This window comes from Erwinia sp. INIA01 (assembly GCF_025947915.1).
GTDB lineage: Bacteria > Pseudomonadota > Gammaproteobacteria > Enterobacterales > Enterobacteriaceae > Erwinia > Erwinia coffeiphila.
In genome coordinates this window covers 73555-87349 of sequence record NZ_JAPDNC010000017.1, presented here as the reverse complement: position 1 = coordinate 87349, position 13795 = coordinate 73555, and the positions used below count along the sequence as shown (strand labels likewise).

The window sequence follows — 13795 nt, the reverse complement described above, 5'->3', positions numbered from 1 at the left end:
GCCGGACGAGTACCGGTTGATGGCGGAAAATACGGAAATCTCAAAAAGTGCCTGGAACTAAATCCGGTCTACTTACACAGGCAATACCAAAGTCACAAAGCAGGCTGACTGATGCCCCGAGCGGGCCATCCGCAGCGCTGAACGCAGAGAGGAAGCCAGGATTCATCCGCATGGACGCGGATGAAAAGTTCAGCCGGGCCACGGATGGCCCGTCTGAACGGGTCCGACAGGCTGACGAACGGAGTGAAGGCACCGCGAAGCGGCGCGAGGACCGGCCCAACCGGGGCATCAGCCAGCCAGCGCAGACACCGTTATTCCAGAGGGCAAAACTACATTTTCAAACCGAGGAAGGTAAACGGCTTCGCCTCTTTATAATGGTCGTTAGCCATTCCTGAATAGATGTTGGTCTGATTTGGCCCCAGATCGAGCTTCATCACCCTGCCGGTTTTTTCCGAGAAATCGATCTTTTTCAGGTCGGTCCAGAACACATTTGGCGTAAGCGCAGACTCGAAGAAGTAAAGCCCGCGCTTCTGATCGGAAACGGTCCGCCAGCGCGTGGAGGAGATATTCGGCTGGCCGGGCGTTGAGATACCGTAAGGCACGGACACATTGCGGATCACGCTAAAGGTACTGGCGATAGCTTCAACCGCGTTTTCAGATTTAGGGATCGCGTTAACGTAGAAACTGGCGCGGGCAAAGCGGTCCGGCGCGCTGTTGGTGCCTGGCAGCATCACCGTGCCGCCGATCTGCTTCCAGTACTCTTCCATTGCCAGCTGTTTCTCAAAAATCGGTGAGTTGGTCATCACCTGATAGCTGCGGCTGTGATGAATAACCTGTTTACCATCAATATATTCGATAATCGCACTGTCACCGGTGGCGTCAGACAGCGAAAGATGCAGCGTGGCCAGACGATCTTCCCCCGGCACTTTGTCGGTGACAATGCTGAACGGCTCTTTGCTAAGTACATCAACCGCTTCCTGAACGGTGGCGAAATTATCCAGCGCGTACTGCGCCCAGGCGGCGATCGTCAGGCCCGGTTTTTTGCTGTCGTATTTCGGGTAAGAAGACTCCACCAGCCACAGCACATTCGCCACCAGCCCGGCTTCGTTCATACCGTCGGTGGTAGAGATATCGTAGCCAGAGGCGATCACGCTGCCGTATTTCGAGGTCCACTTAACGGAATTTGGCCCGGCTTCACCGGTGCGCTGCATGCCGCGCGGGAAAATCCACAGATTGGTGCCGACATCGACCTTCCAGTCCATCGAACGCGCGGTTATCACCTGGTCGTTTGCGCCCAGATAGACAAGCCGCGTGCATGCTTCCACCGTCGGCATCAGCATGCCCATCGTCAGAAGCGCGGCACTACACTTCGCAAAAAATGAGTTCTTTTTCAAAATCATCGTTCTGTTTGCCTGTGTTTTTTCTGTGTGAAGTTCCCAAAAACGGTATGTTAATGTAACAGTAACTGGCATTATTTTACCCAATACCGTTAATAAATTTTATAAAAGGGAAGATGCTTTGAAACGACTTGCCGTCTTAGCCATACTGCCTCTCTACGGATTTCAGGCCGCCGGTGCGGCCCCCTCAGCCCTCACTACTCCCGACCGACCGCTCATCAACACATCAGAAAAACCGGACTGGGCCTTTCAGGTCACGCCGTTTTTGTGGGCGGCAAGCATGAGCGGCAGTATCTCGCCGTTTCAGCGCGGTTCGACGGTGGACGTGGATAAACCTTTTTCAGAGGTGATGGACGATCTGAACTTTGGGGGATTCCTTGATATCTGGGCACGCTACGATCGCTTCGTCTTCTCCGGAAATCTGATGTATGTCGATACCACCGACAGCCACGCCAGCGGGCCGCTCTCCGCATTCCAGATCCCGGGATTCGGCGTGACTATCCCGCCCGGATCTAACGTTGACGCAAAAGTGGATAGCCGACAGTTTATGGCCACTCTGCTGGGCGGTTATCGCGTAATGGAAACGCCTGATTTTACTCTCGATCTGCTCGGCGGCATGCGCGTATGGCACGTGTCTAATGATATCACCGTGTCGGCCAGCCATTCGCTGATTGGCAGTCGAACCGCCTCGTACGGCGAGAGTTTCAGCTGGGTCGATCCGCTGGTCGGCGCGCGCGTGTTCCTGCCGCTGACGAACGAATTTTCGTTCCAGACAGAGGCCGATGTGGGCGGGTTTGGTGTGGGGGCCGACCTCACCTGGTCGGTGCTGGCCAGCATCAATTACACCTTTACGGATAATATCTCGGCCTCGGTAGGCTATAAGGCGCTGAAAGTGGATTACGACCATAATGGCCACGTCTATGACACCCTGCTGCGCGGCCCGGCTATTGGGGTTACGTGGCGTTTTTAACGCTGATCTCTCCCTCTTCTTCATTCAGTTAAAAAAAATGCCCAGCCTGTTAAGGCCGGGCATTTCCGCAGTCGTGCAGTATTTTAAATACTTACGTCATCAGAAGTCGTATGACATCGACACTTTCAGCTGTCGCGGCGTGCCCTGGTAAATATAGGTGCCACCGCTTTCCACGCCGGACCAGTAGCGTTTATTGGTGACGTTATCCACGCCCACGCGCCAGACCAGATCGTTGTCCTGCACCTTCATACGGTAACGCGCACCGAGATCCAGCGTGGTGTACGCATCCAGCTTCTTGGTGTTCGCCGCATTGGCGTACTGTGAACCGGAGTGGGTCAGGCGCGCGGTGGCGGTCAGGCCGTCGATCGGCTTGATGTCATACTCCGCGCCCAGCACGGTGTAAAACTCAGCCACGCCCACCGCTTTTTTACCGTCGTTGGTACCGTTCTGAGTTTTCGTCATCGTTGGGTCCAGCCAGGTCGCGCTGCCGTTCAGACGCAAACCGAATACCGGCTCGCCGAAGACGTTCAGCTCCACGCCACGGTTGCGTTGTTCGCCCTCCAGCGAAAAGTATTTGGTTTCAGGGTTGGTCAGCCCTTTTGGCTTTTTGATTTCAAACAGTGCCAGCGAGCCGCCGACCCGGCCTGAATCAAACTTCACGCCCACTTCGTTCTGCTTCGCCAGCGAGATGCCGGAAACGGTACCCGTGTTGATTGCCGTTGAAGGTGCCGTTTCGCCCGGAGACAGCGACTCGATGTGGTTAGCATAGAGGGAAACCTGCTCCCACGGTTTGAACACGATGCCGTAGGCAGGCGTCCAGCGATTTTTGGTGAAGCGCTCTTTGTCCTTCTCCGCCGCCGTGCCGTAGCTGTAGTTGCGTACCACCACCTTCTGATGGCGGGCACCCAGAGTCAGCAGCAGCTTGTCGTCAAACATCCCCAGCGTATCCGACAGCAGGAATCCCTGGCTGCGTACGCGGCTGGTCGGGCGCGGAGAGTTGAGATCGCCACCGAAGGAGGTCATATCCGGCGGGTTAATGGCGGAAGGCTCATAAATATTGGTCGCAACGGCTTCGGCCGCTTTCGCCATGCCGTAGGAGGTTTTCTCACGACGGTTCATCGCCGAATAGCCGAGGTTAACGCTGTGGTTCACCACCCCGGTGGCGAACTGGCCGCGAATGCCGAACTGGCCACTGAAGGCATCGACAAACTTGTTGGTATCCATACGGCCAATCACCGCATTGCCGTTAGCATCCGTTAGTTTCGGCGTGCCGTAGGCACCGTATTCGTGGGAATGCTGCCCGCCGAGTGCGCCGTACAGCGTCCAGTTCTGGGCAACGTCATACTCCGCGCGCGCCATGCCGAATTCGCTTTCCAGGTTGCTGTATACCCAGTCCTGGCTGTAGTTACTGGTGGCTTTCGGCACTTCAGGAATAAAATCCACGCCGCTGACGTTCACGCCCAGTCGACCGCCGTGGAAGGCCTGTTTTTGATAGCCCATATCGAGGGAGGTGCGCAGCCGATCGCCGCGATAGTCCAGGCCGATGGAAGCCAGGGTGGTGCGGCGTTTCTCATTATCCACCGCGGTGTCACCTTCGCGATCCAGCAGGTTAACCCGCGCGCCCCACTGATTGTTGTCGCCAAAACGGCGACCGGCATCAATGCTGGCACCCAGCTGGTTTTTACCGGTGTAGTCCACGCCCACGCGGGTCAACGGCACATCGTCCGCGTGTTTCGGTTCAAGGTTGATCATCCCACCGACACCGCTCGACGCGCTGCCGTTCATCAGCGCATTGGCCCCTTTGAACACCTCCACGCGCTCCACCATCTGGGTCGACACCACCTGGCGCGGCATCACGCCGGACAGGCCGCCGAAGGTCATGTCATCGCCGTTGAGGTCAAAGCCGCGAATGCGGTAAGTTTCCGCGAAGTTACCGTAGCCCTGCACGTTCTGGATCGAGGCATCGTTAGCCACCACGTCCTTGATGGTTTTGGCCTGCTGATCCTGAATCAGTTTGGAGGTGTAGCTGACGATATTAAACGGCACGTTACGCGCGTCCTGCTCGCCCAGCATGCCCATACGCCCACCGTTAGCCACCTGCCCGTCCAGGTAGGCCGGAACCAGCTTATCGCCGCCCGGAGTGAACTGAGAATCAGCAGTCGCGGTGACCGTCAGTGTCTGCTCGTTGCTGGCTGGGGAGGTTGCGGTTTGACTGGTTTCGGTTGCTGCCATGGCTGGCAACGTTGCAGCGCCGACGGCCAGCGCCAGCAGTTTCAGGCGGAATCGGCCAGAGGGGGAATATGAAGCGGACATCTCTTATCCTGTCTGTATATGGAATGATAATACTTATTATTGAGCTTGCGATTATCCGACTCATTCTTTCCAGATCAAGCTAAAAATTCGCGCTGCGAAACAGGATTGCCCTCCCCGGTTAAGGAGAGGGATTGCAGCAGGAAGGAATTATCGCTGGCGCAACAACCAGATAAAGCAGGGGGCACCGATAAAGGTTGCTAGCAAACCGGCGGGGATTTGATAGGGAAAAATCACCACCCTGCCCAGCAGATCCGCCAGCAGCATCATACCGCTGCCGATGGTAGCCGCCGCGGCCAGCTGCGGTAACGGCCGGTGCCAGCCCAGTAGGCGCGCCAGATGCGGTGCCATTAAACCAACAAAACTCAGCGGGCCAATCATCAGCGTGGCGGCGGCGATCAGTCCGGCCGACAGCAGCAGGATCAACAATCGTGACTTGAGCATCGGCACGCCCACGCTGGATGCCGTGACGCCGCCCAGCGGCAGCACCGTCAGCCAGCGGCGCAGCAGCGGGATCAGCGCCAGCAGCAGCACGGCCAGCAGGGATACGCCCAGCGCCTGCTCGCCGGTCACCCGATAGGTCGACCCCGCCAGCCAGCTCAATACCACGCCGCTACGCGGATCGCCGCTGGCGAGGAACAGGGTCAGCAGCGTGCCGTAAACGGTACTCAGCGCGATCCCCACCAGCAGCAGCCGGGTGGCGGAAAACCCTTCCCGGCGGGACAGCATCACCATGACTCCCAGCGTCAGCATCGCCCCCGCCGTTCCGGCAGGCAGTAACCAGCTATCCACATCACCGGAGACGAGGAACATCAGCAGCACAATGGCGCAGGCCGCGCCGGAGCTGACACCCAGCACTTCCGGACTGGCCATCGGATTGCCTGTCATCCGCTGTATCAGCATGCCGGACGCCGCCAGCATCGCCCCCGCCGCCGCAGCAGCCAGCACGCGCGGCCAGCGCCACTGCAGTAATGAGAGGTCGGAGATCAACCACTGCCCGCCGTCGCCGCTGAACAGCGCGGCGGCGATCAGCAGCAGCAGTCCGCCCGCCACCAGCAGCGGGAGATAACGCGAGGTTCCGCGCTCACGTGCGGTGGCCGGGGCAACGGCATTAGCCACCTTGGTATGGCGCAGGCGCGGCAGCATCCACAGCATCAGCGGCGCACCGATCAGCGCGGTCACCGCGCCCGTTGGCAGCTCGCGCCAGTAGCGAGCCAGCAGCATCACCGCCTGATCGCTAATCAACAGCAGGCCCGCCCCCAGCGCTGCGGAGCAGAACAGCCGGGGGCCGAGCCGCCGCACGCCCAGCAGCCGGGTCAGCACCGGCGCGAACAGGCCGATAAAGCCAATCACCCCCACGCTGGCAACGGTCAGCGCGCTCAGCGCCACGGCCAGCAGCAGTCCGCTGATGCGCACCAGCGCCAGCCGCATGCCCAGGTTGCGCACCACGCTGTCGTCCAGCCCCAGTAGCGTCAGCGGGCGGATCATCAGTACAATCAATACCATGGCCGCCAGCATACGCGGCCAGAGAAACTGCACCGCACTCCAGTCATACTGGTTCAGCATGCCGCTGCTCCAGATAAACAGGTTTTGCAGCCGTTCGTGGTTAAACAGCGCCAGCAGGCTTTTTACCGCCCCGCTGTAAAGACCGAATACCAGCCCGGCAAGGATCAGCGTGACCGGCGAGAGCTGCCGCCCCCAAGCGATGGCCAGTACCACCGCCCCGGCGGTTAAGCCCCCGGCGAGCGCCGCCAGCTGCTGGCCCGTCTCTCCCCATGCTGGCGCAAACAGGATCGCCAGCGTCAGGCCGAGCTGAGCACCGGCGGCCACGCCAAGCGTTGACGGTTCGGCCAGCGGGTTACGCAGGATCTGCTGGAACAGGATACCCGCCACGCCCAGTCCGCCGCCGACCAACAGTGCCAGTGCCGTGCGGGGCAGCAGGCTGAAGTGAAACAGCATCTGGCTGACGTCGCTCTCATCGGGTGCAGTAATCGCCTGCCACCACAGCTGAAAATCCAGCTGATGCATAAAATTTCCTGCCATCAGCGCCAGCGCTAATACCGGTAAAACCAGCCATAACCCGCGGCTCATACCCTGGCCTCCAGCGTCTGTTCCAGCAGCTGACAGAAACGCAGCGCGGAATAGTTAGCGCCGAAGAACCACACCGCCGGCAGCAGATGCAGTTTCTCTTCGCGCACAAACGGAATGCTGCGCCACAGCCGGGCATGGGCGATCTCGCGCATAGGATCGTCATCGCCGTGCAGGAAGCAGAGCGCCCGCACACCCTCCATCTTCGCCAGGCGTTCAATCCCGACGATGGTACTGCCCCACTGGTTGGTTTCCCCCTGCCAGGCGCTGTTCAGCCCCAGACGGCTCAGAATATCGCCGAACAGGCTGCCCTTGCCGAATACCATCACCCGGCGGCTGTCGAGGAAGCTGAACATCAGCAACTTTTCCTGCCGATAACCCTGTAGCCGCTCTGCGCTGGTATTCAGCCGCCGATCCATGGCGGCCAGATAGCGTTCGGCCTCGGCGTCTCTGCCCAGCAGGCTGCCCAGCGTACGAATATCGGCCACGGTGCTGGCCAGCGGCCCGCGTTCTGCGGTACTGAACTGGCTGGTCCACTGCGGCGAGAGCGTGCTGATGCGTTTGGCGTTTGGACCAAAGCCGCGCGATAGCAGCATCAGCGACGGCTTCAGGCGCTGCAGCAGCTCAAGATTGGGCTCGTTGCGCAGCCCGACGTCAATAACATCCGGGGCGAGTTCAGGCTCCACCACCCAGCGGCGATAGTTAGGCAGATCGGCAACCGCCAGCGGCATAATCCCCAGCGCCAGAAGCAGCTCCACCGGCCGCCATTCCAGGGCAATAACCCGGTGGGGATCGGCAGGCGCAGCCAGGAGTCCTGGCGTGGCAAAAAGCGGCGAACACGCCAACAGCATCAGCAGGCGACGGCGGGTATGCTGTTCAGGGTTTAGAGTCATGGCGTTCAACAATCAATGTAGTCAGAACGCCATATTATGCCTTAGCGAGGGTTCACTACCAAAATATGCTCAGGCATCAACTGCTTCAGGCACGCGATCCATTCCTTTTTTTCATCATCGCCACGCCTGCTCACGATTTATCAATCGTCGTCACCGACTCCTCGCGGCACTGTAATAAATCCAGAGTCTGCTGGTAATGATAGATATCAAACAGCGACTCTCCGTTGCGCAGCCGCTGCATAATGACGCTCTCCTTTTCACGCCGTTCAACTGATGCAGACAGCACCGCTTCCGCCTCACTGAACGGGACGCAAACCACACCGTCATCATCACCGATAATAATATCGCCCGGATGAACAATGACACCGCCCACCGTGACGGGTTGATTGATATAGCCCAGAGTGGCTTTTGCCGTTCCCTCAACGCAAACTCCGGAGGAAAACACCGGTAAGTTGAGTTTTTTAATCGCGGCACTGTCACGAACCGTGCAGGAGAAGACCAGACCTGCGATTTTCTTTACCGCGCACTCTACGGCCAGCACTTCGCCGAATGGACCTGAATGAACCAGATCCCCCATATCCAGCACAATCACATCATTTTCGCTGGCCATATTAATGGCTTTAATCAACATGAGGTTATCTGCCGGATGGCTTTTCACCGTCAGAGCCCGACCATAAAACTTCATCCCCTCTTTGAGTGGCCGAATTTTACCGTTCATTGCTCCCCGACGTCCCAGGGCTTCATGAATCGTTGCCACGTCTTCATCTTTAAATTTCGCCAGCACGTCCTGGGCAACAACAGGTCGCGTATGAATAATATTGAGCATGGGTTTCTCCATAATTTTTATTCCTTTCCCCGTTGCCATTACGGGGAAAGGAAAGGCAAGCGTCATCAGCAGGAAGAGTTATTGAATATCGTCAAAACCGAGAATGTAGGTCACCAGTGATGAAACAACGATTGCAGTACAAATACCGGCGACAATAGCAAAGAGTGTCTGTTGGAAAATAGGAATTGAAAGCAGATTAGAAAACCCCATCACAAAGGCTTTCGCACCTAAAAGTCCCGCCACTAATCCTCCGGCAGCCCCCCCCGCCATCACACCATACATAGGGCGTTTTAATCTCAGGTTAATACCATATATCGCAGGCTCAGTGACGCCAGCAAGAATACATCCGATGCCAGAGCTTAAGGCCTCTGCACGTAATTTTTTATTCTTCGTTCTCAGTGCCACACCGAAACAGGCACCACCTTCCGCCATATTATGAACAATTAACGCTGGTTTAAACAAACTATCACTTCCGGTGGAGGCCAGGCTCTGGATAATAATCGGACTAAATAAATGGTGGATGCCTGCCATGATAATAAATGGCATCATACCGGCTAACAGCGCGACAGATAATGCGCCAAAGGTATTTTGCAGGAACATCAGAAAATTAATAATATATTTCCCAATGTAGGCACCGAGCGGGCCAAGAATTAAGAATCCTAACCCACCTGCGATGATAATCGTAAAGGTACCAACAAACACCGCCTTGAATATGCCCGGTATCACTTTATTCAGATAATATTCAAGTCTTGCGGCAACCAGTGCGATAAGCAATGCAGGTAAAAATGAGCTGGCATAGGTATCCAACAGCACTGGCAGGCCCATAAAGGATACGTCCCCACCCGCAGCGGCTATTTTGATAAAGCCGGGGTGGATCAACGCCGACGAGGCGATCATCGAATAGATAGGTGTGCTCCCCAGCTTCATGGCGGCACCGTACGCAATGAACACCGGCATAAAATAAAACGCACTGTGTGATACAAAATACAACAGCGAATAGGTTGACGAATTTTTAAATTCAGGAGAAATGAGCGTAATGATTAACAGCACAACCAGCGTCATCCCGCCGGCAATAAATCCCGGAACGGCAGGTGTTACGGAACTGGCAACGAAGCCGATAACCGTATTCAGTATACCCAACGCCGTGACTTTCTTTTTCTGCCTGGGTGCCAACGGAACGGTTTCCGCCGGTTGAGTATCAGCGTGGCCGTTGAACATCTTTTCAACCTCCACGTAGACCGGAATAAGATCCTTACCTAAAATAATTTGCAACTGCCCGGTCGCATTCACAACGCCTAAAACGCCGGGGATCTTTTTTATTTCATCCTGATTAACCAGTTCATTATTATCAATAACAAATCTTAGCCGTGTCATACAGTGCGTTACGGAGATAATATTCCCCGATCCGCCAGATGAATGAATAATGTCTGAAGCTGTTTTTGTAGGGTTCATCGGTGACTATCCTTAAAGCTCTGTACCGTTAGTTTTAATTATGCGTTGATACCATTCGAAAGAGTCTTTTTTAATTCTCTTCAGCGTGCCATTCCCTGAGTTATCTTTATCAACATAGATAAAGCCATACCTTTTTTTCATCTCGCCGGTGCCCGCGCTGACAATATCGATCGGCCCCCACCACGTATATCCCATCACGTTAACGCCATCCTGAATCGCCTGCTTCAGTGCGGTCAGATGTGAGCGCAGGTAATCCACACGATAGGGATCGTGAATTTTCCCGTCTTCAAGCACATCTACGGCACCCAGGCCGTTTTCCACCGGGAATAGCGGAACCTGATAGCGATCCCAGAGCTCATTCAGGGTGTAACGGAAGCCCATCGGATCGATTTGCCAGCCCCAGTCAGTGGACGCCAGATAGGGGTTCGGGGTGCCAATATCACCGCCGGTGTCGCCGAAAAAGGCCTGGCCGGCTTCGTGTGTCGTGGTCTTGTAGTAACTGAACGCCAGGAAATCATTGGTGTTATTTTTTATCAGCGCTAAATCTTCGTCATGCATGGCAATAGAGCAGCTATTCTCGTGCCACAGACGGTAAACATAGGTTGGATAATACCCGCGCAGCATAACGTCAGAGAAGTACAACGAGCGGCGACGCAAATCCTGCGTTTCAAATACGGCGACAGGATCACAGTTGTTCGGGTAAACGTTACTGGATGCAAGCATGCAGCCGATTTTCGCATCAGGAATAATTTCACGGCAAAGTCTGACCGCTTTGGCGTTCGCCACAAACATATGGTGATTGGCCTGATAGACAATCTCCATTTTATTCTTTTGCTCTTCTTCCGTTAAAAGGATCCCGGCAACATAGTCGGGGTTCCTTCTCATGTTGTTAATTTCGTTAAACGTAATCCAGTATTTTACTTTGTCTTTATAGCGGTTAAACACCACCGCGCAGTAGTTTTCGTAAAAATCGATCAGCTGTCTGTTTCTCCAGCTGCCGTATTTTTCAACCAGCCCCATTGGGGTTTCATAATGCGAAAGAGTAATCAGAGGCTGAATGCCATTCCTGAGCAGTTCATCGAACAGGTCATCATAAAATTTCAGCCCGGCCTCATTGGGCAGGCTTTCATCGCCCTGCGGGAAGATGCGCGTCCAGTTAATTGAGGTTCTGAAAATCTTGAGCCCCAGCTCACGGAATAACTGAATATCTTCTTTATAGCGATGGTAAAAATCTATACCGTCTTCAAGGGCATAATAGCGCCCCGCTTCAGGATGGCCGACATAATGATGATGAATACCATTTGGAAAACAGCTGGCTAAATCCAGCCCCTTTCCATCAGCTGACCAGGCACCTTCACACTGGTTTGCCGCAACTGCGCCTCCCCAAAGAAACTCCGGAGGAAACGACCCCGTATACCCTGACTTAATGTTGTCAATACTCATAAAATATTTACGTCCAGTTTATGACTCGGTTAAAAAGTGGAATATGTGGAACAGAGATCACATTTAAAATGCATACGTCAGGCCCAGAGCAAGAACATCATCGGTATTTATTCCTGCTTTTTGGGTGAAGTCATTCGCATTAATAAGATTGATTTTGTAATCAACAATAGCAGAAACGTTTTTGGTCAGATAATAAAAAGCACCAATACTGATGTACTCAACCAGGTCTGGATTTCCATAACCTTTAATGTCGTGACCGCGAGATCTCAGATAAGCAATCGACGGACGAATACCGTTTTCAAACTGGTATTGCACAACGCTTTCAAAATTCTCCGCTTCGTTGGCGATGTAGGGGCCAAAAGTGGTCATATTTTTGCTGTTGGCATAGACCGCCGCCGCATAGAGATGGCCGTTGTCATATTTAATGCCGCTGGCCCATGCTTCTGCATGCTCCCCGGTCGCATTCAGCGCTTCAGTCGTATTTTTCTGCCCGAGAGTGCGGTCTGAGGCAGCATAGGTCAAACCGGCAGAGAGATCGGAAACTTTGTAGGTGACGGCCGCCCCAACACCGTTACCGTTCTGCTTTCTCAGATCGTTCCTGCCCTGTTCATTCTTTCCCTGATACTGAATCGCCAGGTTCAAGCCACTGACAAGATTAAAAAAGTCAGTTGTTCGCCACGTTAAAACACCGGTCGTGCGCTTGGCCATATAAACATCATTCTGCGACCAGGTGTCAGAACCAAACTCCGGCAGCATATCTGTCCATGAACCGATATCATACAGAACCCCCAGGTTACGCCCGTAATCAATTGAGCCAAACGTGGTGTCTTTCAAACCCGCATAGCCATAGCGTGTTTTATCCCCCTGGTTGGTCGATTCAGGGTTATTTCCTTTCAGTTCCATTTCCCAGCGGGCAAAACCGATAAGGCGTTCAGACAGTGATGTTTCCCCACGAAGACCAATACGGAAATAGGTTTTATCACCGTCCAGTGAGGACAGATCGCTAAAATAGTGGCGGGGAGATATCTTCCCGTAAATATCTAATTTATTACTCTCTTTACTGTAGACAACGGCGGAATGACTTTCATGTGATAAAAGGATAAACGGTATGATGACATAGAATTTATTCATTATTGTAGGGTTCCACAGGAGATATATTTATAAATTTATAATAATGAGGATTGAATTAGCCTGAACCATTCAACATGACCGAATATAACAAACACCATATATTGAAAAAAATGATATTTATTGATATGGTATATCTACGTTATTGATATTTGGATAACCCCAATGAAGCTTGAACTGGTCGAGACATTTCTTACGGTCGCGGAATGTCGCAGCGTATCGCTGGCGGCACAAAAGCTTTACCTCGGTCAGAGCACAATCAGCCATCGGCTCAAGCTGCTGGAGGATGAGCTTGATGGCAGACTGTTCAACAGGCAAAGAGGCATCAAAAATCTCTATCTGACACCGTTTGGTGAATCATTTCTTCCCGTTGCTCACCGCTGGCTTTCGCTATGGCGCGAAACGCAACTGCTTAAAAACAGTCGGAATTACACGATACTGACGATTGGCAGCGTGGATATTATTAACAGCTATACCTTTGTGCCACTCTACCAGCAGCACCGGGATCTGAAACCCGGCATCCGTCTGGATATCCGCACCCATCACTCCAGTGAGCTGTACGGCCTGCTGGAAAACAAGACCATCGATATCGGCTTCGCCTACGGTATCAAACGCTTCCCGGACGTCACGGCCAGGCCGATATACAGTGAAGAGATGTTTTTAGTCTGCCACGTGGACAGCCCCTACACGGATGATATCTCGCTCGACCAATTATCACCGGAAAAAGAGATTTTCATTCGCTGGGGAAGTGATTTTGAAATCTGGCATGATCGCTATTGGGCCAACCAACGGCCGCTGATGCGGGTAAATACCGGCTCCATGCTGAAGCATTATCTGAACAAACCCGGCTACTGGAGCATTGCGCCCATGACCTGTATTAAGCTGCTGCAGGAAACTCAAAATCTGAAGTGGTTCAGATTAAAGACGCCTCCGCCGCTGTTCGTTTGCTATCAGCTGACCCACCGTTATCCAAAACCCGACTCCGTTGAGGTTATCAATGCCTTTGCAGATGAAGTCAGCGAGTTTGTTCAGCAACAGCTGTCTGAAATAGTCACGCCGGGAAAGAAGCCGTGAACGGATTACCTCAATATTTTTTCATTCGGTTTGATGAAAATGTCCGTTTCGCACGTTTCTTCAATAACTGAGGCCGTTCGCGGCAATCCTTGGCAGCTATCGCCGGGGACAAGCCCTGTTTACCGTTATGAAACAGGGGTAAAGTAAGGGTTTGCCACCAGGAAGGCTCTGTTATGCTTAACCTGCTGTTATTGCAGCCATTAAACTCTGCCAA

Annotated in this window: 10 protein-coding genes; 2 read left to right on the top strand and 8 right to left on the bottom strand. The window is 54.0% G+C overall.

Annotation, left to right across the window (positions count from 1 at the left end; genetic code table 11):
• Positions 1–329 precede the first annotated feature (329 nt).
• Entirely contained in the window at positions 330–1346 is a 1017-nt protein-coding gene (locus tag OMR58_RS23330; protein ID WP_234480028.1) for a linear amide C-N hydrolase, read from the bottom strand.
• Positions 1347–1677: 331 nt separating this feature from the next.
• Between OMR58_RS23330 and OMR58_RS23325 the strand changes: the two genes are divergently transcribed.
• A complete protein-coding gene (locus OMR58_RS23325) occupies positions 1678–2367 on the top strand; it encodes a hypothetical protein (protein ID WP_264547097.1) in 690 nt (229 codons plus the stop codon).
• A 99-nt stretch (positions 2368–2466) separates the two neighbouring features.
• On the opposite strand, the gene OMR58_RS23320 is transcribed toward OMR58_RS23325, so the two are convergent.
• The 7 genes from OMR58_RS23320 to OMR58_RS23290 form a co-directional block, all read right to left on the bottom strand.
• A complete protein-coding gene (locus OMR58_RS23320) occupies positions 2467–4680 on the bottom strand; it encodes a TonB-dependent receptor (RefSeq protein ID WP_264547096.1) in 2214 nt (737 codons plus the stop codon).
• A 147-nt stretch (positions 4681–4827) separates the two neighbouring features.
• Positions 4828–6768: a Fe(3+)-hydroxamate ABC transporter permease FhuB gene (fhuB, locus tag OMR58_RS23315; protein WP_264547095.1), complete on the bottom strand. Its 1941-nt coding sequence runs from the start codon at positions 6766–6768 to the stop codon at positions 4828–4830.
• Entirely contained in the window at positions 6765–7658 is an 894-nt protein-coding gene (gene fhuD, locus OMR58_RS23310) for a Fe(3+)-hydroxamate ABC transporter substrate-binding protein FhuD (RefSeq protein WP_264547094.1), read from the bottom strand. Before fhuD ends, fhuB begins: the two co-directional genes overlap by 4 nt.
• A 130-nt stretch (positions 7659–7788) precedes the next feature.
• The gene (locus tag OMR58_RS23305; protein ID WP_200562312.1) at positions 7789–8484 is read right to left on the bottom strand and encodes a 4-carboxy-4-hydroxy-2-oxoadipate aldolase/oxaloacetate decarboxylase; all 696 of its coding nucleotides are present in this window, start codon (positions 8482–8484) and stop codon (positions 7789–7791) included.
• Between the two features lie 78 nt (positions 8485–8562).
• Positions 8563–9936, bottom strand: a complete 1374-nt coding sequence (locus OMR58_RS23300) for a PTS transporter subunit EIIC (RefSeq protein WP_264547093.1) — start codon at positions 9934–9936, stop codon at positions 8563–8565.
• A 12-nt stretch (positions 9937–9948) separates the two neighbouring features.
• Positions 9949–11379 carry a glycoside hydrolase family 1 protein gene (locus tag OMR58_RS23295; protein WP_200562316.1) on the bottom strand — a complete coding sequence of 477 codons (1431 nt, stop codon included), beginning with the start codon at positions 11377–11379 and terminating at the stop codon, positions 9949–9951.
• Between the two features lie 63 nt (positions 11380–11442).
• Complete coding sequence (locus tag OMR58_RS23290; RefSeq protein ID WP_200562318.1) at positions 11443–12510, bottom strand: porin; 1068 nt, start codon at positions 12508–12510, stop codon at positions 11443–11445.
• Positions 12511–12672: 162 nt separating this feature from the next.
• Here OMR58_RS23290 and OMR58_RS23285 point away from each other — a divergent pair, with 162 nt between their 5' ends.
• Complete coding sequence (locus tag OMR58_RS23285) at positions 12673–13581, top strand: LysR family transcriptional regulator (protein WP_200562320.1); 909 nt, start codon at positions 12673–12675, stop codon at positions 13579–13581.
• Positions 13582–13795: the final 214 nt, after the last annotated feature.

Bases quoted from the DNA above. Each gene is read 5' to 3' on its own strand.
- fhuB (WP_264547095.1), bottom strand. From the start codon at position 6,768: ATGAGCCGCGGGTTATGGCTGGTTTTACCGGTATTAGCGCTGGCGCTG.
- OMR58_RS23305 (WP_200562312.1), bottom strand. From the start codon at position 8,484: ATGCTCAATATTATTCATACGCGACCTGTTGTTGCCCAGGACGTGCTG.
- OMR58_RS23325 (WP_264547097.1), top strand. From the start codon at position 1,678: ATGAGCGGCAGTATCTCGCCGTTTCAGCGCGGTTCGACGGTGGACGTG.
- OMR58_RS23295 (WP_200562316.1), bottom strand. From the start codon at position 11,379: ATGAGTATTGACAACATTAAGTCAGGGTATACGGGGTCGTTTCCTCCG.
- fhuD (WP_264547094.1), bottom strand. From the start codon at position 7,658: ATGACTCTAAACCCTGAACAGCATACCCGCCGTCGCCTGCTGATGCTG.
- OMR58_RS23320 (WP_264547096.1), bottom strand. From the start codon at position 4,680: ATGTCCGCTTCATATTCCCCCTCTGGCCGATTCCGCCTGAAACTGCTG.
- OMR58_RS23290 (WP_200562318.1), bottom strand. From the start codon at position 12,510: ATGAATAAATTCTATGTCATCATACCGTTTATCCTTTTATCACATGAA.
- OMR58_RS23285 (WP_200562320.1), top strand. From the start codon at position 12,673: ATGAAGCTTGAACTGGTCGAGACATTTCTTACGGTCGCGGAATGTCGC.
- OMR58_RS23330 (WP_234480028.1), bottom strand. From the start codon at position 1,346: ATGGGCATGCTGATGCCGACGGTGGAAGCATGCACGCGGCTTGTCTAT.
- OMR58_RS23300 (WP_264547093.1), bottom strand. From the start codon at position 9,936: ATGAACCCTACAAAAACAGCTTCAGACATTATTCATTCATCTGGCGGA.